The organism is Agromyces sp. NPDC058126, from assembly GCF_042884595.1.
In the GTDB taxonomy this organism is placed as follows: Bacteria; Actinomycetota; Actinomycetes; order Actinomycetales; family Microbacteriaceae; genus Agromyces.
This window is the reverse complement of the sequence record NZ_JBHVTS010000003.1, coordinates 266,548-289,394: the sequence shown is the minus strand read 5'-3', so window position 1 is coordinate 289,394 and position 22,847 is coordinate 266,548. Positions and strand designations below refer to the sequence as shown.

Here is a 22,847-nt window from a genome sequence, read left to right as displayed (position 1 = left end):
CGGAACGCGCTCGACGGATCGTCCCGTTCTTGGTTGTTGTGGCGATGTTCGTCACAAGCGGAGCAGTCTCTGCGCACAATCGGACCGCAGAGAATCTTCTGCGAATGGCGGGCAGCTGACGATCCTCCGATCACTCGTGAGATAACCGATAATGCACATTATGTCGGAATGTGCTGCGACTGGGCCTGCGGTGCGCTTGTCAAAGTCGGATGCAGCCCCTCCCCGACGTGCTGGCCAGGGTTCGCCACAGCCGAGCAATCCAATCGATGCCCTTCGGCCAGTGCACGACCGCGCCGGCCATATTCCCGCCACCGTGCGACATCTGGATGCACACCAGGTCCACCGCGCCCTGGCGTGTGCCCTAACCGTGTCGTCGACGAGCCGACCGACTAGCGATGAAGTGCTTCGCGAGCGTCACACAGCGGCCCACGAGAGCGCCACAATGACAGCCCGGGCTCGTCGGAAGCTCGGACGCAATCGCGGCCAAGATCGCGATCCATGTTAAGGACGGCGCCCTTCTGGACATGTTCTATATGAAGGCACTCGAGGAAGGGCAATCGATGGACTGGTTCGATGAGGCGGTGCGGCAGGCTGCACCGCGGGCGTTGGGCGCTGACCCAGCAGCGGCGGCGCAGGCGGATGCCCTTGCTAGGTCAGTCGCGTCGGAGCTGCGTCAGCGTCGGCTCGGGTCCAGGGTACGCCGGATTCTCGCGGGCTCCGCGCTCAGCCTCGGCATAGTCGGCTTGGGCGTCACCGCTGCGACCGCCGCGCCGGCCGTGATCGATTGGTTCGGCTGGACGCCGGATATCGTCGCCCAACGCAGCTTCCAGCTTGAAGACGGGACGAGCCTGGGTCTCTGCGAAGTATTCATCGGCGTGGAGCCCTACTACGAAAACGACGACGTGCCCGACGAGGAGATCGACCGGCGCACGGAGGAGGCGCGGAAGTTCCTCACCGAGCACGACTGGGACCCACTCATCGCATCCATCACCACCGCCGAGATCGAAGCCGCGTACCAACTCGAAGTCGAACAACGTGTCGCGTTCACCGACCCGGACAGCATCGCATCCGGCGCAACCCCGCCACCCGCGACGTATTCGATGGCGGCGACACGGGTGATTGCCGACCGCGTCAATGCCGAGTTCCGACAGGCGGGCCACCTGATCGACAGTGTCTCGTTGAAGTTCGGGGCTGGGCCGTGCGAGGGCGCGACCGAAGGCCCAGCGCGATAATGCGCCGCCAGAACCGACCCACCCGAGAAGCACAGCTCGAGGCCGCCTACCGGGCCAACGCGGCCGACCTGCTGACCTACTTCGGCCGGCGAGTGCCGGTCCCGGCCGATGCCGCAGATCTGCTCAGTGAGACGTTCGTGGTCGCGTGGCGGCGAGGCGATCGGATGCCCACGGAGCCCGAGCAAGCGCGGATGTGGCTGTACGGCGTCGCCAGGCGCGTCCTCGCCAACGCTGCCCGCCGCGTTGCCCGCCATTCCAACCTCACGGACAAGCTGCGCGCGCATCTCGATTCGCTGCCGACCGAGCATGTCGACACAGAAACCCTCGACATCCGCGCCGCGCTCGACGCCATCCCCGACGACCAATCCGAACTGGTACGTCTCGTCCTCTGGGACGGATTCACCGTGCCCGAAGCAGCCACAATCCTCGGAATCAGCGAGTCGACCGCGCGCGGTCGATACCAACGAGCCCGCGCCCAACTCCGCGAGCTCCTCCACGAGCACCAATACGAAGGGAACACGCCGTGAATGCACAACCGATCGACCCGGCCGCTATCTCGTTGCCGCCTACTCAGCCGATCGATATGACCGACTATCTCCCCGATCCGAGCAACGAACCGACCAGCCTGACCGGCCCCCATCACGGCCAGTTGGCCTGGATTCCCGAATGACCTGTCCGCGAAGCGGTCATGGTGACGGTGCCCACCCGGGACAGGCATGAGCTTTATGGAGAAACGATCAAGGCACTTCGCCATCAAGAAGATTCGAGGGAAATGGAACCTGCTCCCCCGGCACCTCGTGCGCCCTAGACTCACCCTCATGTCGCCCATTGCATTGCTGATCGCCGGGATCATTCAATTCGGCATCGCTCTGGTTCTGATCATTGGTCGGCGACCAATTGCCGACTGGCTGGCGACGAACATCGCACCGCTCGATGTTGCGTGGTTTCATGTACGGGGCGAACTGTTGATGGGATTCGTGGGCCTCAGCGGCTGCATCGGTGGCATCGCGTTCCTCGCGCTCGGATCACTCTCGCTCGCGTCCGCGTGAAGGAAACGCTCATCGCACGGCGGCCAGGGTGCCGGTCAGCCTCTTCGTCGGCTGTGAAGCGGCCTCAAGTCATCGGAGCGCTGCGTGGGAGAAACCGGGATGCAGGAGTTTCCTGCGTTCCCCGATCAGCTGCGGCTGATCGACGAACTGTCTGTAGGAGTCTCGCCGCCCCAGCCGTAGAACAGCGGCCGAATCTCTCACACGGCCGCGAGTCGCGTTTGCGACGCACGAATTACGCTGGCCGTGCCCGCCGTTCGACGATGAAGGCCGCCTTGCCGTCTATGTAGGCGATCCGGTCGTCAGGATGCTGGATGGACAGATTGAGCTTGAGCTCCCGGTACGCATCGCGTTCAGACGGGTGAGCTCGCAGGAAATCGCGGAAACCGATGTAGTACTGCCACTCTTGCGACCTGTACTCCAGTACGTGGAGATTTGCGAGCCGAATCATCGGCTGGAGTTCATAGCCGTACATGCGATCCGGACGAACGTCGTTCGCGTCACCACGGAACTCGAATCCGAGTCCGGTGAGCCAGTCATGTATCTCGTCCTGCACGTCGCCAACCTGGATCGGGTGACGAACGCCAATTCCGATGTCCAGGATCGGCTTCGCCGCCAGCCCAGGGACCGACGTCGATCCAATGTGCTCGATCGCAACCACCGCATTTGGTGCGTCGAATGCCATGGCTGCGCGAACATCATCAAACGTGCGCGCCCAAGCATCAGAGGCCGGTGTGATCTGCACGACGCCTCGAGGAAGCCCAAGGGCTGAATCGGCGAAGGCGACCGAAATAGCACCAGCGTGAGAGGACATCCCGCCAGAATAGTCCGGCGACATCTGTCGAGTCTCAGCAACAAACGCTGTCGAGACTCTCGAACTCCAACTCGAACCGCTCAACGTCTGTGCGGATTCCTCCACTCACTAAGACGGAAGCCCATGAGCGGAAAACTAGCACCGTCGTTTACTCGACAACGACGACGTAGGCGTCGTGGGATTTCGCCCAGTCGGTAGCCGCGGCGACCATCGCGTCTTGGTCGCTGGTACCTGCTAGCCCGGTCCCGCCGGATTCGTCGACGGAGGAGACCGTGCCCCACGCGCCGATGCCCCAATAGACGATGACGATGGTGCGGCCAAACTCGTTCGCGTATGAGGTTGCCACCTCGCGGATGCTCCTGATTCCCGCCATGGGCGCAAACTCATCGTCGGTCTGTGCCTGGGCTGCGCCGGGCGCCGCGTCGGCGACGATCTGGTCGATGACCGGCTGCGGGAGGGGCTCTCCGGGCGTCACGACTGCGACGGTGCCATCGTGAAGGGTGATATCGCGGGGTGCGTTCCTCGCGAGCACCTGCTTCTCAAACTCGGAGAGCTCGCCGTCCTCGTCCGTGTCCCCTTCGATCGCAGCGGAGGCGGCCGCGTTCGGGGTCGTGTCGGTATCGGGCAGGGACGAGGCGTCCACGGTGGTACAGCCGGTGAGCAGGAGGAGGGGCAGCAGCGCGGTGAGGGCGACGCGGCCAGCCGGGGTCTTCATCATTCGGCGAATCTATCGCCCGTGGCCAACTCTGCGAGCCGGGCGGCGCAATCAGAGGGTTCCAGGCGATCACGATAGCCCGCCACTCCCCCTGACCTCCGCATCCAACCATCGCCCCAGGAGTTCGTGCGATCCGAGCGCACCGAGGCCTGGGCACCCTCGGTGACCACGACGAAAACTGGCTCGAGTCGAGCTCGTGCGGAACGGTAGGCTCCTGCTCGTGCACATCGAGCGGGCGAATCGGACTCTGCGTGGGTCCGTGGTCGCGCTCACCGCGACGTTGCTGGCGTCGCTCGCACACACGATCGGCGGCGGAGCACCTCCCGGCACGATCTCGCTCGTCGTGGCACTCGCGTTCTCCGTGCCATTCGGCATCGCGATGGTCGGAACGGGAGCGCGGCCGCTGAGAACTGCCTTCGCGGCCGTCGCCGCTCAGCTCGCGCTGCACACGACCTTCTCCCTTTCGGCCGGCACGGCGCCGGGCGGTCAGCGAATCGAGGGCGCGCTCGCTCACAGCGGGCACTCCCCCACGGCCGTGCGCGGCGCATGGACCGAGCTGGCGGGCATCGGCGCATCGGCGCATGCGGAGCATTTTGGCGGCGCGATGCCGCTCGCGCACGTCGTCGCGGCAGTAGTCGCCATTGCGGGAATCCGACTCGTCGACGGAGCAATTCGTGCGATCGCGGAGGTCTGGCGAAGCATCCTCGTCGCCGTCGCCCTGCTGCTCGCGCCGTCGCTCGCGGTCGCGCCGCGACGCAACGTGTGCGACCGATCGACCGTGCGCGAGCGTCCGCTTCTCGCGCGTCTGGAATCGAGTGTGGTGCGGCGCGGACCGCCGCGTGGAATCGGCGTCGCGGTCGCGGCGCTAGTGCTCTGATCTTCCGATTCCACACGAAAGCAAACACCATGTCTGAACGACCCTCCTTCCGTCCTGCCCTCATGACCGCCGCCGCACTCAGTGCGGGCGCCCTGCTCGCCATCGGCGCTCCGCTCGCCGCGAGCGCGCATGTCGGCGTCGAGTCCACGTCGACCGCGGCGGGGGCGTACACCGTGCTCGGCTTCGGCATCCCGCATGGCTGCGGCGAGAGCCCCACCACGAAGCTCACCTTCACGATCCCCGAGGGCATCGACCGGGTCACCCCGACCGTCAACCACGGTTGGACGATCGAGAAGGTGATCGAGACCCTGCCCGAACCGAAGACCGACTCGCACGGCGCGAGCGTCGTCGACCGGGTGAGCCAGGTCGTCTACACGGCGGTCACCCCGCTGCCGAGCGATCTGCGCGACGTCATCGAGCTCTCCCTGCAGCTGCCCGCCGACGCCGAGGGCGAGACCCTCGCGTTCCCAGTGATGCAGGAGTGCGCCGAGGGCTCGACCGACTGGAGCGCCCCCGTCGTCGAGGGCGAAGAGGAGCCCGAGCACCCGGCCCCCTCCATCACCGTGACCGCGGCAGAGGCCGATGGGCACCACGGCGGAGTGGTGAGCGCCTCCGAGCACGGCGACGCGGATGCCTCGGCGGATGACGCGGTGGCGCGTGCCCTCGGCATCACCGGCATCGTGGTCGGTGTCGCGGGCCTCGGTCTCGGCCTCGCCGTCGCGGTCGGTGCGCGTCGCTCGCGCAAGCCGGAGTAGACACAGAATCCCTGCATGATCGCGGCTCCGGTCTCTCGACCGGGGCCGCGATCTCGCTGTCCGGTGCTCGGAGCACTGTGATAGAAAGCCGAGATGCACGAGATTCTCTCGTTCCCTGATCAGCTGCGGCTGATCGACGAACGGTCGGCCGCCTTCCGCGCTGCGGTCGCCGCGGCACCCGGCCTCGACGTCCGGATGCCGACCCAGCCCGAGCGGACGCTGTTCGATCACGTGCAACACGTGGGCATGGGTCGCCGCAAGGCGGCCGCCATCGTCACCGCCGGGCCAGCAGACGCCCCGCCGGAAGAATCCGCATGGAAAGGCGGTGGGGGCGCACCTCGGGAGCGCGAGGCGCTCCTCACCTGGTGGGACGAGTCCGTCAGGCACTTGGTGAGCGTGCTGCGCGAGGCGGGCCCGGATCGCGGTTGCTGGACCTGGTGGGCGGACTCGCCGTCACCGCAGACTTCCGGAGCCTGGGCACGGCGCCAGCTCCACGAGATCGCGGTACACACCTACGACGTCCAGCTCGCCGGGGTCACCCCGCAGCCGATTCCGGAGAAGATCGCGCTCGACGGTTTCGACGACTGCCAGTTCACTCTCTGTGCGACGACAGTCCCCTGGCCGCACGAGCCCGCCATCGTCGACTACCACGCCGCCGAGGGCCGCTCGTGGCGCCTCCGGCTGAACCACGACGGCGCGCAGGTCGAGCACCTCGCGCCCGATGCTGGGGAAGCCCCGGACACGGTCGACGCCTCGGCCCGAGGCACGGCCAGTGAGCTGGTCCTGTTCTTCTACGGCCGTCGACCGCTGGAATCGCTGGAGTCCGAAGGCGACCGCCGTATCTTCGATCGTCTGGCTACCTGGGACCCGTCCGCGTAGCGCGCTCGTACTCCCCCGGACTCTGGCACCGTGAAACATCATCAGGGCGTCCGGACATGAGTATCAGTACGGGGCGATGGGTCGCCAGAAGGGTGGAGGTCCGCATGGACATGCGAGCGTTCGGAGTCGTCGCTGCCCGAGGGGATCGACGCCTGAGGTATTCGGCCGCTGCGATCGGGATCGCATCGCTTCTCGTGCTCGTCGGATGTTCGCCTCAGCCGACGCCCGAGACGACCGATGGCTCCGACTCGGAGAACGCGTACGCGTGCGGCGAGCTCGCTGCGCTGTCTGCGACGGTACTCCGGCTCGGAGGGGATGCATCCGATTCGGATGCGCGGGCAGTGATCGACGCCGTCTCGGAAGGGCTGCAGTCGCTGACCGTGACCGGAACCGGCCGGATCGAAGAAGCGTTCAGGAACGCGCAGAAGCAGGCCGTTCCGGGGATGAGCGTCGACGACTTCGTGAACGTCGTGGAGGATGCGGTGCTCGCGTGCGGTGCTGCGGGGCTCACGATCGAGTACCGGATGCCAGGGGGCTAGCAGCCATCCGCAAGAGGGGTCGTCGGCATCGGGAGTTGCACCATCGGAAGGAGAAGGCACGCATGTCAACGGAGAGTCCGCGACCGCAGCTGAAGGCCGACTGGGGGTCAGCTCTCTTGATCTTCGTCATCGGGATACTGCTGCCGGCAGCCGTCGCTGTCGTGCGATGGATCGCCATCGGCCTCGCGAATGCCCCGTTCTTCGCCCAGCGGCCGACGAACCCGCTCGATCCATCTGACGATGTGACCCTCAAGATCACCGCCGTGCTGATGACGGCGGCGGTCGCAGGCCTCATCGTGATCACGGTCATTGCAGCAACTCGGCAGCGCAACATCGTCGCCGCGGTGATCCTGCTCATCCCGTCGATCGGACTGATGGTGCTCAACTGGTACGTCGTCCTCGCGTGAACGCGCGGAGCTGTGACGGCTGGGGAGACGGACGCGCCGAAGCCCATCGGGTCTGCAACACTTGGGCGTCGATCGGAAACAGGTGAGGAGAATGGCCCAGCGTCTGGGAAGGAGGACTGGTTGGTGGCCGAAGTGTTCACAGCGTTCTACAGGCGGTACTACCGCCTCATCCTGACCGTGGCGCAACAACGGCTGCCGAGCATGTCCGACGCTGAAGATGTCACGGGTGAAGTGTTCCGCATCGCGTGGAAGCACCACAGCGACGGTAACGACCTCGCACTGCCGTGGTTGTACCAGGTGCTGAGGAACGTCATCGGGAACGAGTACCGGCGGACCACCCGGGCGAACCAGTTCTCTCAGCGGTTCGGCCCGATGGCGATCGTCTCCATCGTCGAGGAGAACGACGACGCCATCGAACTTCGCCGAGCCATCCAGGTGCTGCCGGACGCTGACCGTGAGCTGATCTACATGACGTACTGGGAAGATCTCACCGGCCAGGAGATCGCGGCGATTCTCGGCTGTTCGCCGGTGACCGTGCGCGTGCGGCTCATGCGTGCCCGCAATCGACTCAAGGCGGTTCTGGCGCTGCCGAGAGTCGAGGCGATCGAATCGGAGGCGGTGAAGAATGGACGACCTTGAACAGCGCATCCGCGCGGCACGACCGATCAGCGGGCATCGAACCCTCCCGCTGTCCGACCGGGCGAAGCGCGAGCTCGCCGATCTGATGCTCGTCGACGCCGCTAGCGCTCGTCACCGACCACAGCGGCTGGGCCGGCTGCGATTCCTCCAAGTCGCAGGATTCGCTGCCGCCGCGGCCGTGGTCGTCGCCGCTGCGGCGATCGCCGCAACCTCCCTGCTCACCCCCCAGACCGCCTACGCGGCGACCCCACAGATGCTTCGCACGACGGCGACATCTGCGAGCGCCCAAGAACTGTTGACCCAGATGTCCGAGACCGCCGGCAGAAGCTCGGCTCCGGCCACTGGAAGCTCCTCCACCATCACCGTCCAAACGTGGTCGCTCTCGATCACCGACAACGGGGTGGCCACGTCCACCAGCATCGTGCCAGAGCAATTCGAGAACACACGAACAGCGGACGGCGGCTTCACCACCAGGGTCACCTTCGGGCAACCGTTTGATCACAACGGCTCCCCGCTCGACGGCGAGGATCTGCCGGCCGCCGGCGAACTCAGCTGGGAAGACAGTTGGGCACCAGGCGAGTACCTATTCGCCTTCCCGGATTCGTTCCCGAAAGACGCCGACGAGGTCGGACGGTACCTCTCGACGATCAGCGGCGCGATGCTCCCGCTGAGTGCAAGCGAGTCGATCCAGGCGATGAACTCACTCCTGATGGAGCAGAAGCTCGACGCCCAGCAACAGGCCGCCTTCCTGTCCTACCTCGCCGACTTGCCAGATCTCCACGTCGCAGGCGATACCGTCGATCGGCTCGGGCGCGACGGCGTCGTCTTCATCACCGAGGACCTGGGCTGGCGGGGATACGAAGACCACATCATCATCTCCCCGGAAACCGGCCAGGTCCTCGCCACCGAACGCATCTATCACGGGAACAATCGAACCGACATCGCATCACCATCCGTCGTCAGCTACTACCTCTGGAACTAGGGCGCCGAGGGCGGCGGTGCGCACGACCCGCCTCACCCCCGAGTCGGGCACCGCGGTCGATGACGCAGGACTCGGCGGAGCGACCACCTCAGCTCTCCGGGTCGTACATGAACGCACGCACCTCTTGCGCGCACCGGCACGCCGCGGCGATCCTCGCCGCCCATTCGAGCGCTGCCTCGCGACTCGGCACCTCGAGCACCGTGAATCCCCCATCGAGTCGAGTGCGCTCCGGGTAGGTGCCGTCGCGCACTCCACCGTCGCCCTCGACCATGACGGGCGCGATGCCCTCGTCGACTCCCCCGCCGAACACCCAGACACCGGCTGCCTTCGCCGCTCGCACGACCTCGCGCGAGTCGTGGTCGGCCGCCTGCAACTCATCGGCGGTGAGATGCTGCATCGCGGCACTCGGGAACGAGATCAGGTACTTCGTCATGGCTTCGCTGCTCCTTCGTTCATTCCGCTCGGGGGGTCGCCCCGAAGCGTCTTGCGCATCTGCTGCGTGGTCACCTCGTAGCCCGCCGACTCGTACAGCCCGATACCGGCGGTGTTCTTGCCGAACACGTTCAGTTCGAGTGCAGCGGCGCCGGCCTCGAGGGCCGCGCGTTCGACCACCTCGAGCAGCGCTCGCCCGAGCCCGCTCCCCCGCCGTGCCTCGATGATCTCGATGTCGTAGAGGAACGCGGCGTCGGGCGCACCGCGCGGGTGGTCGAGACCGACCCAGGCACGCCCGACCGGTTCGCCGACGTCGTCGATCCCCCGCAACACGAGCATCCGCGGCGTCTCGACGCCCTGCGGGAGCAGGAGCGCGTTCTCGTCTCGAGCGCGCTCGACCGCACCTTCAGCACGCCATCGGCCGGCCGCGACCTGCTCGGTCGCGTACTCCTCGGCGATGTCGGTCTGCCACTCGTCGAACTCGGCGTGCGTCATCGCACGCACAGTCACGTTCGTCATGCAAGCCATGGTTGCATGCGCGAGGTGTCGCCGGTCAAGGCGGTGCTGGAAATGACCCTGTGGAGCGGACGACGGGGTTCGAACCCGCGACCTTCACCTTGGCAAGGTGACGCGCTACCAACTGCGCTACGTCCGCATGGGGCGGATGCCCCGTGGCCGGCTCTCTCGAGCGGCCGTCAACGAGTATACCGGATTCGGAATGTACTGGTTCACCACTCCCCTCTCCGACGAGGCCTGTCACACGCCGCGCTCTCCCGCGTCGTTCTCAAGAGCGCGCACATCCGCGCGCCGATCTCCCGAAAGGAACCCCATGTCGACTCCCGTCACCTCGCTCGATCAGCTCAACCTCGCATTCGCCGAGCGCTTCAACGCGCGCGACCTCGACGGGCTTCTCGCCCTCAATACTCCGGAAGCGGTCTTCGTTCCCGCGCCGGGTCAGCCCGTGCAGGGCGTCGAGCCGGTACGCGCCGCGCTCGAGCAGTTCCTGGCCCTGAATCTGCCGATCACGATGTCGGTGCGCCACACCTTCGCGAGTGGCTCGACGGGCCTCACGATCGCCGACTGGACGATGCATGGCACCGGTCCGGACGGCAGCGAGATCGCGCTCGGCGGCAGCACTTCGGATGTCGCAGTCTTCGACGAGGCCGCCGGGTGGCGCTTCGTCATCGACAACCCCTTCGGCACCGCCTGAGCGCCGCCGGGTCGGTCCGCCGTCAGCCGGTGGGCCGATCCGGCAGGCCTGGTGCGCCCTCCATCAGGGGATGCCGCTTCAGCGCCCGGCGCGCACGGGCAACCCGCTGGCGCGCGGCAGCCGGGGTGATCCCGAACCGCTCGGCGATCTCCCCCGCCGACTTCCCGTCGACGGCGCTCATGAGCAGCGCATCGCGCAGCTCGGGCGGGAGTGCCCGGATCGACTGGAGCACCACCGCGAGGCGCTCATGCAGTTCGGCCTCGTGCTCCACGTCGTGCCGAGCCCGCAGCCGCTCGCACTCGACCTCACCGTCGGTCGGCGGAATCCGTCGCGCGAGGTCGATCGCGGTGCGACGCGCGATCACGTCGAGCCACGAGCACATCGTGCCGGCGTCGGTCCGCTCGAGTCCGTCGATCGAACGCCAGGCGCGCATGGCCGCGATCTGGGCGGCGTCGTCGGCGTCATCGGGCCGCACCCCCAACGAGATGCTTCGCCGACGCAGTCGATGCGGTTCAGCGCTGAGCATCGCCGTGAGCGTGCGCCGCCGCTCCTCCGCCGTGCTCACCTGGGGTCCGGTCACGGCGTCTCCACTCTTCGGCCCATTTCAAAGCGTCAAATTTCTATGCAGGCGCATATTACTGGAAACGGGTGGAGTCCGCTCCCCAGGGGCGTCGAGAACCCTCAGGCCTGCGGCGACTCCGCCGCCCGCTCGGCGCGCCGGCCGCTCAACGGCATGCCGAGTTCGTTCAGCGGCGCGTTCGTGGGCCGCTCGGGCAACCGTTCGTCGGTCGGGCACGTCATCACGATGTTGCCGGCCGTATCGTCGAAGCGATGTTCGGAGATCGCCTGGCCGCAGACCGGACACGGTCGCGTCATCAACTCTGCGGGATCGGCCTGCTCGATGCCTTCCGTGATGGGCGGGGCGCCGAAGATCGGCTCGAGTGCGTGATCGACTCGATCGAAGAACCGGGTGAATGCGTTGCCGTCATCAGGGCGGCTCGCTGCGTCGCGTGCCATACGCCAGATGGTACGCCCTGAGGCATCCTCATCGCCAGTGACGCGGCCGTAGGCTGGCAGCATGACGGATGCCTCGCTCCCCCGCCCGGTCACGATCATCACCGGCGCGAGCCGCGGCATCGGCGCTGCGATCGCCGAACGCCTCGCCGCCGAGGGCCACGACCTCGTGCTCACCTACCGCGAACGCGCCGACGAGGCCGATGCCGTCGCCCAGCGCTGCAGTGCCGCCGGCGCGAAGGTGCTCCTGCTCCAGGCCGACCTCGGCGATCTCGACGCCGCGGCGAACATCGTTCCCGCAGCCGTCGCCGCGTTCGGGCGCGTCACCGGCCTCGTCAACAACGCGGGCATCACGGGGCGCATCGGGTCGTTCCTCGACGCCGAGCTCGAGGAGACCGAGCTCCTCTTCCGCGTCAACGTGCTCGCGCCGATCGTGCTCACGCGCGCGGCCGTCGAGCACATGGCGACCGACCGCGGCGGCGTCGGCGGATCGATCGTCAACATCTCCTCGGGCGCGGCGAAGTCGGGCTCACCGAACACGTACATCCCCTACGCGATGAGCAAGGCGGCGCTCAACGCACTCACGACGGGCGCCTCGAAGGAGTTCGGCCCGGTCGGCGTTCGCGTCAACACGGTCTCGCCCGGCACGACGCGCACCGAGATCCACGCCGCGGCCGGTCGGCCCGACGCCCCCGACGAGCGCGCCCCGGGCATCCCGATGCGCCGCCCCGGTGAGGCCCACGAGATGGCGGGCGCCGTCGCCTACCTGCTCTCCTCCGACGCGAGCTACACCTCGGGGGCCGACATCCGCATCGCCGGCGGCAACTGAGGCCTCCGCGCGTCGGCACGCGACGGCGAGCCCTCAGTCAGTGCTCGCCGAACCCCGACGCTGCGAGGGCGGCGAGGGCGTCGACCTCGCGTGAACCGGCGACGTCGTCGGTGGCGATCTCGACCTCGGCGCCCTTCGTGAGCCCCAGCGACATGATGCCGAGCAGGCTCTTCGCGTCGGCGCCGTTCACCGTCACGCGGTGCTCGAAGGTGGCCGCGAGCTTCACGAGCTCGGCCGCGGGCCTGGCATGCAGCCCGTCGGCGTTCACGAGCGTCACCGTTCTCGAATAGCCGGATGCCTCGCCGCCGCTCGGAGGGGCAGCGCCCGTCACCGGTGCCGCGGAGTCTTCGCCACCCGCGCCGCCGTCGCCCCGCGCCGACTCCGCCGCAGCCACGACCGCATCCAACGCATCACCGGCTTCGGCCGCCACCGATGCCGCGACCCCGCCCTCGACGAGCGGCGCATCGACGAGGCGCACCCGGGCGCGCAGCTCGTCGTCGAGGAAGTCGAGCGCCGTCTCCGTCGTCAGGATCGCCGACCCGAGGTCGCAGAGCACGACGACCCCGTGCCCCGAGTCGGCCGCGGAGATCGCGGCCGACACGAGGTCGAAGCTCGTGCCGATGCGTCCGTCGTCGGTGCCGCCGGCGGGCTCGAGTGCGGCCGTGGGGGCCATCTGGCGGGCGAGTTCGACGAGACCCGCCGCGATCTGCGACGAGTGCGAGACGAAGACGAGACCGACCTTGCCCGGGGTTCCTCCGCTCATGCCCCTGCCCCGTCGGCCGCGGCGTCGGCGCCTGCGCGCAGCAGCAGCGCGCTCGACTCGGCGCCCGGGTCGCGGTGTCCGGCCGAGCGCTCGCCGAGATAGCTCGCCCGACCCTTGCGCGCGACGAGCGGTTCGGTGGCGACCGCGCCCGCCTCGGCGGCGGAGGCCGCTGCGGCGAACACCTCCGCCGCGTCGGCGCCGGCGCTCGCCGCAGCCTCGGCGGCGTCGACGGCCGGGGTCCACGCATCGACCATCGTCTTGTCGCCGAGCTCGGCCTTGCCCCGGCTCACGATGCCGTCGCGCGCGGCGGCGAGGAGGCTCGCGACGGCGGCGCCGTCGAGCGAGGTCGCCCCGCCGACCGCACCCGAGGCCTTCAGGTACGCCGTGCCGTAGAGCGGCCCGGCCGCCCCGCCGACCGTCGAGATGAGGGTCGTCGCGACGAGTTTCAGCACGTCACCGGGCGTCGAGCCCGCGGGCAGGTCGTCGAGCTTCGCCACGACCGCTTGGAATCCGCGGTCCATGTTCTCGCCGTGGTCGCCGTCGCCGATCTCGCGGTCGAGCGTGATCAGCTCCACCCGATGCTCCGCGATGCGATCCGCGCTCCGCCTGACCCAGTCGACCGCCCAGGTGATGTCCAATCCCACCGGTTCCCCCTCGCCTTCCCCGTCTACCGACCCCATCGCAGTGCAGCCGTCTGCACCGGGGCATCCCAGAGTTCGATCATCTCGTCATCGAGCTTCAGCAGTGTGATCGACATCCCCTGCATCTCGAGGGAGGTGATGTAGTTGCCGACGAGCGATCGTGCGATCGGGATGCCGCGCTCCGCGAGCACCTCGGCAGCCCGACGGTAGGCGAGATAGAGCTCGACCTGCGGCGTGCCGCCCATCCCGTTCACGAACAGCAGCGCGCGCTCGCCGGAGGCGTACGGCAGGTCGTCGAGGATCGGCTCGAGCAGGCGATCGACGAGGCGGTCGGCCGGTTCGAGCGCGACCCGCTCGCGGCCGGGCTCGCCGTGGATCCCGATGCCGATCTCGATCTCGTCCTCGGCGAGCGTGAAGCTCGGCTCACCGGCGTGCGGCACGATGCACGGCGTGAGGGCGAGCCCCATCGACCGGGCTCCCGCGTTCACGCGCTCGGCGATCGCGGCGACCTCGTCGAGCGAGTCGCCTCGTTCGGCGGCCGCGCCCGCGATCTTCTCGACGAGCACGGTGCCGGCCACGCCGCGGCGCCCGGCGGTGTAGAGCGAGTCCTTCACGGCGACGTCGTCGTTCGTGACGACCGCGCGCACGGTGATGCCCTCGGCTTCGGCGAGGTCGGCCGCGGTCTCGAAGTTCAGCACATCGCCCGTGTAGTTCTTCACGATGTGGAGCACGCCGGCGCCCCCGTCGACCGCCTTCGTCGCCGCCAGGATCGGATCGGGCGTCGGCGAGGTGAACACGGCACCCGGCACCGCGGCATCCAGCATGCCGAAGCCCACGTACCCGGCGTGCAACGGCTCATGCCCGCTGCCGCCGCCGCTGACGATGCCGACCTTGCCGGCGATGGGCGCATCGGCGCGGACGACGTGGATCGGGTCGGTCTCGACCCTGACCAGGTCGGCGTGCGCGAGCGCGAACCCTGCGACCGATTCGTCCACGACCCGCTTCGGGTCGTTGATGATCTTCTTCACGGACACCCCTTCCGCCAGGCTGCCTGCGGCCGCGCGACCGTGCATCGACCCCGACGCAGCACTCCCTCGCCAACCTACGCCCGCGGGTGCCCCGCATGTAAGGGGCATTCCGACGATTCCGGCCCGGCCATTCCCCCAGAAGGGGCCACGAGACTATCGTGACCCTTGAGCGGGGGCGACGACGCTTCCGCGTCGAAGGGGGTTGGAATGAATCTCGGAATCATCTTCCTCTCGGAGATGGTCGGCACAGCGATGCTGGTCCTCCTCGGTTGCGGCGTGGTCGCCAATGTCGCGCTCATCAGGACGAAGGGCCACAACGGCGGGTTCCTCATGGTGAACATCGGCTGGGGCCTCGCGGTCTTCTCCGGCGTCATCGTGTCGTACGCGTCCGGGGCCCACCTCAACCCGGCGGTCACGCTCGGACTCACCGTGAACTTCCTCGGCAAGGGCGAGACCGAGTTCGTTCCGGGGATCCCGATCGACGGGGCATCCATCGGCACGTACATCGGCGCGCAGATGGTCGGCGCACTGCTCGGTGCGATCTTCTGCTGGATCGCATACAAGCAGCACTTCGACGAGGAGCCGGAACCGGCGGCGAAGCTCGCCGTGTTCTCCACCGGTCCCGCGATCCGCTCCTACGGGTGGAACCTCGTCACCGAGATCATCGGCACCTTCGTGCTGGTGTTCGTCATCCTCGGATTCAGCTACGGCGGCACGCCGGCCGAGCTCGGGGCGATTCCCGTCGCGTTCCTCGTGATCGCGATCGGTGCGTCGCTCGGTGGCCCGACCGGCTACGCGATCAACCCGGCCCGTGACCTCGGTCCTCGTATCGCTCACGCCATCCTGCCCATCAAGGGCAAGGGGTCGTCCGACTGGTCCTACTCCTGGGTGCCGGTCGTCGGCCCCATCATCGGCGGTCTCATCGCCGGGTGGGCGGCGCTCGCGCTGCTCCCCGTGCTCGGGTGACCCGCGGCGGCGGAGCCGTTCCCGGCTCCGCCGCCGAACCGCCCAGCCATCGAACCGAGCGTGCGCGGCGACGGGCCCCGTGCGCATGAATGAGAGGAAGTCATGGCCGACTACATCCTGGCTATCGACCAGGGCACGACCAGTTCCCGCGCGATCATCTTCGACAAGGCCGGATCGATCGTCTCCACCGGGCAGCTGGAGCACGAGCAGATCTTCCCCAAGGCCGGCTGGGTCGAGCACGACCCCGCCGAGATCTGGCGCAACACCCGTGAGGTGATCGGCCAGGCCCTCGGCAAGGCCGACCTGACGCGGCACGACATCGCCGCGGTCGGCATCACCAACCAGCGCGAGACGGCCGTCGTGTGGGACAAGCACACCGGCGACCCCGTCTACAACGCGATCGTCTGGCAGGACACGCGGACGCAGCCCATCGTCGACCGCCTCGCCGCGGACGGCGGCGTCGAGCGCTTCAAGGAGCAGGTGGGCCTCCCGCTCGCGACGTACTTCTCGGGTACGAAGATCGCCTGGATCCTCGAGAACGTGCCCGGTGCGCGCGAGCGCGCCGAGGCCGGCGACCTGCTGTTCGGCACGACCGACACCTGGGTGCTCTGGAACCTCACGGGCGGCCACGAGGGCGGTGTGCACGCGACGGATGTCACGAACGCGAGCCGCACGATGTTCATGGACCTCGAGACCCTGCAATGGGACGACGAGATCCTCGCCGCGTTCGGCGTGCCGCGCTCGATGCTCCCCGAGATCAAGAGCTCGTCAGAGATCTACGGCACCGTCGAGCCCTCCAGCCTGCTCCGCGAGGTTCCCGTCGCCGGCATTCTCGGCGACCAGCAGGCGGCGACCTTCGGCCAGGCCGCCTTCGACCCGGGCGAGTCGAAGAACACCTACGGCACGGGCAACTTCCTCATCTTCAACACGGGCGAAGAGATCGTCCACTCGAAGAACGGCCTGCTCACCACGCTCGGCTACAAGCTCGGCGACCAGGCTCCGCACTACGCGCTCGAGGGCTCGATCGCCGTCACCGGTTCGCTGATCCAGTGGCTGCGCGACAACCTGGGTCTCTTCGCGAGCGCCCCCGAGGTCGAGGATCTGGCGAAGTCCGTCGAGGACAACGGCGGCGCGTACTTCGTGCCGGCGTTCTCGGGCCTGTTCGCACCGTACTGGCGCCCCGATGCGCGCGGCGCGCTCGTCGGCCTCACGCGCTTCGTGAACAAAGGCCACATCGCCCGCGCCGCCCTCGAGGCGACGGCGTTCCAGACGAAGGAGGTGCTCGATGCGGTGAACGCCGACTCGGGCGTCGAGCTCACGGAGCTCAAGGTCGACGGCGGCATGATCGCCAACAACACGCTCATGCAGTTCCAGGCCGACATCCTCGGGGTGCCGGTCGTCAGGCCGGTCGTCGCCGAGACGACCGCGCTCGGCGCGGCGTACGCCGCGGGCCTCGCGGTCGGCTTCTGGTCGAGCCTCGACGAGCTGCGCGCGAACTGGCAGGAGGACTCCCGCTGGGAGCCCGCGATGGATGCCGCCGAGCGCGACCGGCAGCTGCGCCTCTGGAAGAAGGCCGTCTCGAAGACCTTCGACTGGGTCGACGAGGACGTGAAGTAGCACACCCCGAAGACAGGGCGCGGGCCCCGTGGATGCCACGGGGCCCGCGCCGCTGTTCGGGTCGGGTCAGCGCTTGGTCGCCGCGATCCACTCGTCGAGCTTCGCGGCGGCGGCGCCCCGGTCGATGGTCTCCTCGGCGATCGCCATCTTGTCGCGGAAGCGGTCGAGGATCGGGCGCTGGAACTGCGACGGGTCCTTCGCGAGTTCGAAGGCGACGAGGCCGGCCGCGGCGTTCAGGACCACGATGTCGCGGACGGGTCCACGCGCGCCGCCGAGCACCTCGTGCACGATCGCGGCGTTGTGGGCGGCGTCGCCGCCGGTGAGCTGGTCGATGCTCGCACGCGGGATGCCGAGGTCGCGCGGGTCGAGGTCGTGCTCCTTCACCGTGCCGCCCGACACCTCCCACATGTGGCTGTGCCCGGTGGTCGTGAGCTCGTCGAGCCCGTCGTCACCGCGGAAGACCAGCGCGGTCGCGCCTCGCGTCTGGAACACGCCCACGATGAGCGGTACCCGGTCGAGGTGCGCGACGCCGACGGCCGACGCCTCGGGGCGCGCCGGGTTGCAGAGCGGACCGAGGAAGTTGAAGACGGTCGGCACGCCGAGCTGCGCCCGGACGGCGCCGGCGTGGCGGAATCCGGGGTGGAACGCGGCGGCGTAGGCGAAGGTGATGCCCGCCTCGTCGAGGACCTGGGTCACGCGCTCGGCCGGCAGGGCGAGGTCGAGACCGAGCGCGGCGAGCACGTCGGAGGAACCGGAGGCCGAGCTCGCGGCGCGGTTGCCGTGCTTGATCACGGGGACGCCCGCCGCGGCGGCCAAGATGGACGCCATGGTCGAGACGTTGACCGTGCCGAAGCGGTCGCCGCCCGTGCCCACAATGTCGAGCGCCATCGGGTCCGCGTCGAGCGGGACGGCGTGTTCGAGCACGGCGTCGCGGAAGCCCACGATCTCGTCGACGGTCTCACCCTTGATGCGGAGTGCGACGAGGAAAGCGGCGAGTTGCGCCTCGGTCGCAGTGCCCGTCATCACCTGCTCCATGCACCACGCGGCATCCGAAACACTCAGATCTACCCCCTGTAGAAGGGAGTTCAGGATGTCGGGCCAATTCTGGTGAGCGGGCATGTCCCGATCCTATCCGCCTGATTCGGGGCGTATTCACGGGCTTCCCACAGCCCGACTTAGGGTTCCCTTACCCCTCTCGAGCGACACGGTCCGCCCGGATGACGAAAACTCAGGCCTGATTTCGGCCATAATGGGGGGGTGACGAGCACCTCAATCACTTATCAGGCGAGCGCGCCCGTGATCAATCGACCGAACACCGTCGCGGTGGGAACGATCGTCTGGCTGGGCAGCGAGGTCATGTTCTTCGCCGGCCTCTTCGCGATCTACTTCACGCTGCGATCGACGTCGCCCGAACTCTGGGCGTTCGAGGCCGATCGACTCAACTTCCCGTTCTCGCTGACGAACACGATCATCCTCGTGCTCTCGTCGTTCACGTGCCAGTTCGGCGTCTTCGCGGCGGAGCGCATGCAGCCGTACGCGACCGGCGCGTGGTACAACGTGGCGAAGTGGGGCATGGTCGAGTGGTTCTTCCTCACCTTCGCCATGGGCTCGATCTTCGTCGCCGGCCAGGTCTGGGAGTACGCCACCCTCGTCTCCGAGGGCATCGCGATCGACTCCAACGCCTACGGCTCCGCCTTCTACCTGACGACCGGCTTCCACGGCCTCCACGTCACCGGCGGCCTGATCGCGTTCCTGCTCATCATCGGCCGCGTGTTCGCCGTCAAGAACTTCGGCCACCGCGAAGCCACGAGCGCGATCGTCGTCTCGTACTACTGGCACTTCGTCGACGTCGTCTGGATCGGCCTCTTCCTCGTCATCTACGTACTGAAGTAAGCCGCCCCGACAAGCGTCAGCCCTCATGCCCGTGAACAGGAAGAACCACATGACTCGCTCGAAGCGACGCGCCGGACGCCGGCACCCGCTCGCCACCGTCGCGCTCCTTGCGCTCGGTCTCGTCTTCACCGGCGGCGCCTACGCAGCGCTCAGCACCGGCACCGTCGCCCAGGCAGAAGTCGACCCGAACTCGCAGCAGACCATCGAGGAGGGCAAGAAGCTCTTCCAGGCGAACTGCGCGACGTGCCACGGCCTCGAGGCCCAGGGAACCGACAACGGACCGAGCCTGATCGGCGTCGGCGCCGCGTCCGTCGACTTCCAGGTCGGCACCGGCCGCATGCCGATGCAGATGCAGGGCCCGCAGGCCCAGCAGAAGCCCGTGCAGTTCACCGACGAGCAGGTCAAGCAGCTCGCGTACTACGTCGCCTCGCTGGGCCCCGGCCCCGAGATCCCGAGCGACCACCTCGTCAACGGCGGCGGCGATGCCGCCAACGGCGCCGAGCTCTTCCGCATCAACTGCGCGATGTGCCACAACGTCGCCGGCGCCGGCGGCGCACTGACCGAGGGCAAGTTCGCTCCCCCGCTCACCGACGTCTCGGGCGTCCACATCTACGAGGCCATGGTCACGGGCCCGCAGAACATGCCGGTGTTCAACGACCTGAACATCTCGCCCGAAGACAAGCGCGACGTCATCACGTACCTCAAGTACGTCCAGGACAACCGTTCCCCCGGCGGATTCGAGCTCGGCTCGCTCGGCCCGGTCGCGGAGGGCCTGTTCATCTGGATCTTCGGTCTCGGCGCGATCGTCGCGATCACCGTGTGGATCACGGCGAAGTCCAACTAGCGCACGCCCGGCACTGAAGAAGCTACGAAGGAGAACCATGGCACAGGACGACCACAGCAGCGCGGAGATCGCCGCTGCCGACTCGTCGCACGCCGCGCACGATTCAGCCGTCTCGCCGGGTACCGCGGTCATCGCCGCTGACGCGTTCGAGAACCCCGGATTCCCGCCGCACCGACCCCGCGTCACCGACGAAGACCCGAAGCGCGAGAAGCGTGCGCAGCGCACCGTCTACACGCTCTTCTACCTCTCGATCCTCGGCAGCGTCTGGGCGATCGCCGCCTACATGCTGTTCCCGATGGAGTCGAACAACGTCGGCGACGTGCGACTGAACAACATGTTCATCGGCCTCGGCGCGACGCTCGCCCTGTTCGGCATCGGCTTCGGCGCGGTGCACTGGGCGAAGGCGATCATGACCGACGTCGAGCTCGCCGACGAGCGTCACCCGATCGGCGGCTCCCCCGAGACGCAGGCCGCGGCCGCGAAGGTCTTCTCCGACGCCGACCGCGAGTCGGGCTTCACCCGTCGCGCGGCGATCCGCAACAGCCTCATCGGCGCGCTGCTGGTCTTCCCGCTCCCCGCGGTCGTGCTGTTCCGCGGGTTCGCCCCGCAGGACCAGATCCCCGTCGAGCTCCTCAGCCACACCATGTGGAAGAAGGGCACGCGTCTCGCGCTCGACCCCTCCGGTACGCCGATCAAGGCCTCCGACGTCACCATCGGCAGCGCCTTCCACGTGATCCCCGAGGGCCTCACCGAGCTCGAGCACGGCAGGCTCGAGGAGAAGGCGAAGGCGGCAGTGCTGCTCATGCGCCTGAACCCCGATGAGCTCAACGAGCTGCCCGAGCGTGAGAGCTGGTCGTACGAGGGCATCGTCGCCTACTCCAAGATCTGCACCCACGTCGGCTGCCCGGTCGCCCTGTACGAGCAGCACACGCACCACCTGCTCTGCCCCTGCCACCAGTCGCAGTTCGATGTGGCGAACCACTGCGAGGTCATCTTCGGCCCGGCCAAGCGGCCCCTGCCGCAGCTGCCGATCGCCGTCGACGACGAGGGCTACCTCATCGCGCAGAGCGACTTCACCGAACCCGTCGGCCCGAGCTTCTGGGAGCGCCATTGAGCACCGCACCGTCCGCCACAGCGCCGCAGAAGCGGTCGTTCACCGCGGCTGCCTCCGTCTACGTCAACGAACGGACGAGTGTCGCCGGCTTCGTCAAGGAGCTCGGTCGCAAGGCGTTCCCCGACCACTGGTCGTTCCTCCTCGGTGAGGTCGCGCTCTTCGCCTTCGTCGTGGTGCTCATCTCGGGTACCTTCCTGACGTTCTTCTTCCAGGCGTCGATGGCCGAGGTCCACTACGACGGCTCGTACGTGCCGCTCAAGGGCGTCGAGATGTCGGTCGCGATGGCGTCGACGCTCGACATCTCGTTCGACATCCGCGGTGGCCTCTTCGTTCGCCAGATGCACCACTGGGGCGCGCTGCTCTTCGTGGCCGCCATCGGCCTGCACATGCTGCGCATCTTCTTCACGGGTGCGTTCCGCAAGCCGCGCGAGCTGAACTGGGTGATCGGCTTCATCCTCTTCATCCTCGCGATGGCCGAGGGCTTCACCGGCTACTCGCTCCCCGACGACCTGCTCTCGGGCAACGGCCTCCGCATCATCGACGGCATGGTCAAGGGCATCCCGCTGATCGGCACCTGGACCTCGTTCCTCCTCTTCGGCGGCGAGTTCCCCGGCACCCAGATCGTGGGTCGTCTCTACACCCTGCACATCCTGCTGCTCCCGGCGCTCGTGGTCGCGCTCGTCGCGCTCCACCTCGTGTTCGTGGTCGTGCACAAGCACACCCAGTACGCGGGCCCCGGCAAGACCCAGCAGAACGCGGTGGGCCCGCCCATCCTCCCGATCTACGCGGCCAAGGCCGGCGGGTTCTTCTTCATCGTCTTCGGTGTGCTGGCGCTCATCGCCTCGATGTTCACGATCAACCCGATCTGGAACTACGGTCCCTACGACCCGTCCCCCGTCTCGGCCGGTACCCAGCCCGACTGGTACATCGGCTTCGCCGACGGCGCCCTGCGTCTCATCCCGCCGGGCTGGGAGTTCGTGTGGCTCGACCGCACCTGGTCGTTCAACATCATCGTCCCGCTCGTCGTGCTCGGCGGCTTCATCGTCACCGTGCTCATCTACCCGTTCATCGAGGCGTGGGTGAAGGGCGACAAGCGCGAGCACCACATCGCCGACCGTCCCCGCAACGCACCGACCCGCACGGCGATCGGCGCCGCCGGTGTCACGTTCTACGCCGGCCTCTGGGCGGCGGCGAGCTCCGACATCCTCGCGACGCACTTCTCGCTCACCATGGAGGGCGTGATCCACGCGCTCCAGGCGACCGTCATCCTCGGCCCGTTCGTCGCGTACTTCATTACGAAGCGCGTCTGCATCGCGCTGCAGAAGAAGGACCGCGAGATCGTGCTGCACGGCTACGAGTCGGGTCGCATCGTCAAGCTCCCCGGTGGTGAGTTCATCGAGGTGCACCAGCCGCTCGACGAGTACGAGCGCTGGCGCTTGGTGAGCTTCGAGAGCTACGAGCCGCTCATGATCCGCCCGAATGCTCGTGGCAAGATCACGGTCGGTCAGCGTATCCGCGCCTCGTTCTCGCGCTGGTTCTTCGAAGACCGCATCGCTCCGGTCTCGAAGGGCGAGCTCGAAGCCGGCCACGACGGCCACCACTGACGCACGC

General features: G+C 67.9%; 29 protein-coding genes and 1 tRNA gene. 19 read left to right on the top strand and 11 right to left on the bottom strand.

Going from position 1 to position 22,847, the window contains the following annotated elements; translation table 11 throughout:
• Positions 1 to 533: 533 nt before the first annotated feature.
• From ACFVTR_RS10380 to ACFVTR_RS10365, 4 genes are all read left to right on the top strand, one after another.
• Positions 534 to 1,232 (top strand): hypothetical protein, encoded by a 699-nt coding sequence (locus ACFVTR_RS10380; protein ID WP_387037036.1) that lies wholly within the window; start codon positions 534 to 536, stop codon positions 1,230 to 1,232.
• A complete protein-coding gene (locus ACFVTR_RS10375; protein WP_387037033.1) occupies positions 1,232 to 1,759 on the top strand; it encodes an RNA polymerase sigma factor in 528 nt (175 codons plus the stop codon). Before ACFVTR_RS10380 ends, ACFVTR_RS10375 begins: the two co-directional genes overlap by 1 nt.
• Positions 1,756 to 1,902, top strand: coding sequence for a hypothetical protein (locus tag ACFVTR_RS10370; RefSeq protein WP_387037032.1), 147 nt, complete (start codon positions 1,756 to 1,758; stop codon positions 1,900 to 1,902). Before ACFVTR_RS10375 ends, ACFVTR_RS10370 begins: the two co-directional genes overlap by 4 nt.
• A gap of 148 nt (positions 1,903 to 2,050) precedes the next feature.
• On the top strand, positions 2,051 to 2,281 hold the full coding sequence (locus tag ACFVTR_RS10365; RefSeq protein WP_376945149.1) for a hypothetical protein: 231 nt from the start codon (positions 2,051 to 2,053) through the stop codon (positions 2,279 to 2,281).
• 232 nt (positions 2,282 to 2,513) lie between these two features.
• Here ACFVTR_RS10365 and ACFVTR_RS10360 read toward each other — a convergent pair whose 3' ends face one another.
• A complete protein-coding gene (locus ACFVTR_RS10360) occupies positions 2,514 to 3,116 on the bottom strand; it encodes a GrpB family protein (protein ID WP_387037031.1) in 603 nt (200 codons plus the stop codon).
• Between the two features lie 124 nt (positions 3,117 to 3,240).
• Complete coding sequence (locus ACFVTR_RS10355; RefSeq protein WP_387037030.1) at positions 3,241 to 3,810, bottom strand: hypothetical protein; 570 nt, start codon at positions 3,808 to 3,810, stop codon at positions 3,241 to 3,243.
• Between the two features lie 217 nt (positions 3,811 to 4,027).
• Between ACFVTR_RS10355 and ACFVTR_RS10350 the strand changes: the two genes are divergently transcribed.
• The 7 genes from ACFVTR_RS10350 to ACFVTR_RS10320 all read left to right on the top strand — a co-directional run bounded on the left by ACFVTR_RS10350 (position 4,028) and on the right by ACFVTR_RS10320 (position 8,885).
• Complete coding sequence (locus ACFVTR_RS10350) at positions 4,028 to 4,684, top strand: hypothetical protein (RefSeq protein ID WP_387037029.1); 657 nt, start codon at positions 4,028 to 4,030, stop codon at positions 4,682 to 4,684.
• 29 nt (positions 4,685 to 4,713) lie between these two features.
• Positions 4,714 to 5,439: a YcnI family protein gene (locus tag ACFVTR_RS10345; protein WP_387037027.1), complete on the top strand. Its 726-nt coding sequence runs from the start codon at positions 4,714 to 4,716 to the stop codon at positions 5,437 to 5,439.
• 93 nt (positions 5,440 to 5,532) lie between these two features.
• On the top strand, positions 5,533 to 6,318 hold the full coding sequence (locus tag ACFVTR_RS10340) for a maleylpyruvate isomerase N-terminal domain-containing protein (RefSeq protein ID WP_387037025.1): 786 nt from the start codon (positions 5,533 to 5,535) through the stop codon (positions 6,316 to 6,318).
• A gap of 104 nt (positions 6,319 to 6,422) precedes the next feature.
• On the top strand, positions 6,423 to 6,857 hold the full coding sequence (locus ACFVTR_RS10335; protein WP_387037023.1) for a hypothetical protein: 435 nt from the start codon (positions 6,423 to 6,425) through the stop codon (positions 6,855 to 6,857).
• A 62-nt stretch (positions 6,858 to 6,919) separates the two neighbouring features.
• Positions 6,920 to 7,264, top strand: a complete 345-nt coding sequence (locus ACFVTR_RS10330) for a hypothetical protein (protein ID WP_387037022.1) — start codon at positions 6,920 to 6,922, stop codon at positions 7,262 to 7,264.
• 123 nt (positions 7,265 to 7,387) lie between these two features.
• Complete coding sequence (locus ACFVTR_RS10325; RefSeq protein ID WP_387037020.1) at positions 7,388 to 7,903, top strand: RNA polymerase sigma factor; 516 nt, start codon at positions 7,388 to 7,390, stop codon at positions 7,901 to 7,903.
• Complete coding sequence (locus ACFVTR_RS10320; RefSeq protein ID WP_387037019.1) at positions 7,890 to 8,885, top strand: CU044_5270 family protein; 996 nt, start codon at positions 7,890 to 7,892, stop codon at positions 8,883 to 8,885. Before ACFVTR_RS10325 ends, ACFVTR_RS10320 begins: the two co-directional genes overlap by 14 nt.
• A gap of 88 nt (positions 8,886 to 8,973) precedes the next feature.
• On the opposite strand, the gene ACFVTR_RS10315 is transcribed toward ACFVTR_RS10320, so the two are convergent.
• The 3 genes from ACFVTR_RS10315 to ACFVTR_RS10305 all read right to left on the bottom strand — a co-directional run bounded on the left by ACFVTR_RS10315 (position 8,974) and on the right by ACFVTR_RS10305 (position 9,972).
• Entirely contained in the window at positions 8,974 to 9,318 is a 345-nt protein-coding gene (locus ACFVTR_RS10315) for a YciI family protein (protein WP_387037017.1), read from the bottom strand.
• Positions 9,315 to 9,836, bottom strand: a complete 522-nt coding sequence (locus ACFVTR_RS10310) for a GNAT family N-acetyltransferase (RefSeq protein WP_387037016.1) — start codon at positions 9,834 to 9,836, stop codon at positions 9,315 to 9,317. Before ACFVTR_RS10310 ends, ACFVTR_RS10315 begins: the two co-directional genes overlap by 4 nt.
• Before the next feature lie 60 nt (positions 9,837 to 9,896).
• Positions 9,897 to 9,972: transfer RNA gene (locus tag ACFVTR_RS10305), tRNA-Gly, on the bottom strand.
• Between the two features lie 174 nt (positions 9,973 to 10,146).
• On the opposite strand from ACFVTR_RS10305, the gene ACFVTR_RS10300 reads away from it, so the two are divergent.
• Positions 10,147 to 10,527, top strand: a complete 381-nt coding sequence (locus ACFVTR_RS10300; protein ID WP_387037014.1) for a YybH family protein — start codon at positions 10,147 to 10,149, stop codon at positions 10,525 to 10,527.
• Positions 10,528 to 10,549: 22 nt separating this feature from the next.
• Here the strand turns inward: ACFVTR_RS10300 and ACFVTR_RS10295 are convergent, their stop codons facing one another.
• Together ACFVTR_RS10295 and ACFVTR_RS10290 are read right to left on the bottom strand one after the other, a co-directional pair.
• A complete protein-coding gene (locus ACFVTR_RS10295) occupies positions 10,550 to 11,107 on the bottom strand; it encodes a sigma-70 family RNA polymerase sigma factor (protein WP_387037013.1) in 558 nt (185 codons plus the stop codon).
• 101 nt (positions 11,108 to 11,208) lie between these two features.
• Positions 11,209 to 11,544: a hypothetical protein gene (locus ACFVTR_RS10290; RefSeq protein WP_387037011.1), complete on the bottom strand. Its 336-nt coding sequence runs from the start codon at positions 11,542 to 11,544 to the stop codon at positions 11,209 to 11,211.
• A 61-nt stretch (positions 11,545 to 11,605) separates the two neighbouring features.
• On the opposite strand from ACFVTR_RS10290, the gene ACFVTR_RS10285 reads away from it, so the two are divergent.
• Positions 11,606 to 12,370, top strand: coding sequence for an SDR family NAD(P)-dependent oxidoreductase (locus tag ACFVTR_RS10285; RefSeq protein ID WP_387037009.1), 765 nt, complete (start codon positions 11,606 to 11,608; stop codon positions 12,368 to 12,370).
• Positions 12,371 to 12,407: 37 nt separating this feature from the next.
• Here ACFVTR_RS10285 and dhaM read toward each other — a convergent pair whose 3' ends face one another.
• From dhaM to dhaK, 3 genes are read right to left on the bottom strand one after another with little or no spacing between them, the layout of a single operon-like run.
• Positions 12,408 to 13,133 (bottom strand): dihydroxyacetone kinase phosphoryl donor subunit DhaM, encoded by a 726-nt coding sequence (gene dhaM / locus ACFVTR_RS10280; RefSeq protein WP_387037007.1) that lies wholly within the window; start codon positions 13,131 to 13,133, stop codon positions 12,408 to 12,410.
• Positions 13,130 to 13,777: a dihydroxyacetone kinase subunit DhaL gene (dhaL, locus tag ACFVTR_RS10275; protein ID WP_387037006.1), complete on the bottom strand. Its 648-nt coding sequence runs from the start codon at positions 13,775 to 13,777 to the stop codon at positions 13,130 to 13,132. Before dhaL ends, dhaM begins: the two co-directional genes overlap by 4 nt.
• A gap of 23 nt (positions 13,778 to 13,800) precedes the next feature.
• Positions 13,801 to 14,802: a dihydroxyacetone kinase subunit DhaK gene (gene dhaK, locus ACFVTR_RS10270; RefSeq protein ID WP_376945119.1), complete on the bottom strand. Its 1,002-nt coding sequence runs from the start codon at positions 14,800 to 14,802 to the stop codon at positions 13,801 to 13,803.
• A 207-nt stretch (positions 14,803 to 15,009) separates the two neighbouring features.
• Between dhaK and ACFVTR_RS10265 the strand changes: the two genes are divergently transcribed.
• Positions 15,010 to 15,768, top strand: coding sequence for an MIP/aquaporin family protein (locus tag ACFVTR_RS10265; protein WP_387037003.1), 759 nt, complete (start codon positions 15,010 to 15,012; stop codon positions 15,766 to 15,768).
• 102 nt (positions 15,769 to 15,870) lie between these two features.
• Complete coding sequence (glpK, locus tag ACFVTR_RS10260; protein WP_387037001.1) at positions 15,871 to 17,385, top strand: glycerol kinase GlpK; 1,515 nt, start codon at positions 15,871 to 15,873, stop codon at positions 17,383 to 17,385.
• Between the two features lie 66 nt (positions 17,386 to 17,451).
• Here the strand turns inward: glpK and trpD are convergent, their stop codons facing one another.
• Positions 17,452 to 18,504, bottom strand: coding sequence for an anthranilate phosphoribosyltransferase (gene trpD, locus ACFVTR_RS10255; RefSeq protein WP_387036999.1), 1,053 nt, complete (start codon positions 18,502 to 18,504; stop codon positions 17,452 to 17,454).
• A gap of 138 nt (positions 18,505 to 18,642) precedes the next feature.
• On the opposite strand from trpD, the gene ACFVTR_RS10250 reads away from it, so the two are divergent.
• Genes ACFVTR_RS10250 through ACFVTR_RS10235 form a run of 4 tightly spaced genes read left to right on the top strand, consistent with a single transcriptional unit; the run spans position 18,643 to position 22,840 of the window.
• A complete protein-coding gene (locus tag ACFVTR_RS10250; protein WP_022887748.1) occupies positions 18,643 to 19,278 on the top strand; it encodes a heme-copper oxidase subunit III in 636 nt (211 codons plus the stop codon).
• A 49-nt stretch (positions 19,279 to 19,327) separates the two neighbouring features.
• The gene (locus tag ACFVTR_RS10245; protein ID WP_387036997.1) at positions 19,328 to 20,122 is read left to right on the top strand and encodes a c-type cytochrome; all 795 of its coding nucleotides are present in this window, start codon (positions 19,328 to 19,330) and stop codon (positions 20,120 to 20,122) included.
• A 37-nt stretch (positions 20,123 to 20,159) separates the two neighbouring features.
• The gene (locus ACFVTR_RS10240; protein ID WP_387036995.1) at positions 20,160 to 21,236 is read left to right on the top strand and encodes a Rieske 2Fe-2S domain-containing protein; all 1,077 of its coding nucleotides are present in this window, start codon (positions 20,160 to 20,162) and stop codon (positions 21,234 to 21,236) included.
• On the top strand, positions 21,233 to 22,840 hold the full coding sequence (locus ACFVTR_RS10235; RefSeq protein WP_376945106.1) for a cytochrome bc complex cytochrome b subunit: 1,608 nt from the start codon (positions 21,233 to 21,235) through the stop codon (positions 22,838 to 22,840). The genes ACFVTR_RS10240 and ACFVTR_RS10235 overlap by 4 nt, the downstream gene beginning before the upstream one ends.
• Positions 22,841 to 22,847: the final 7 nt, after the last annotated feature.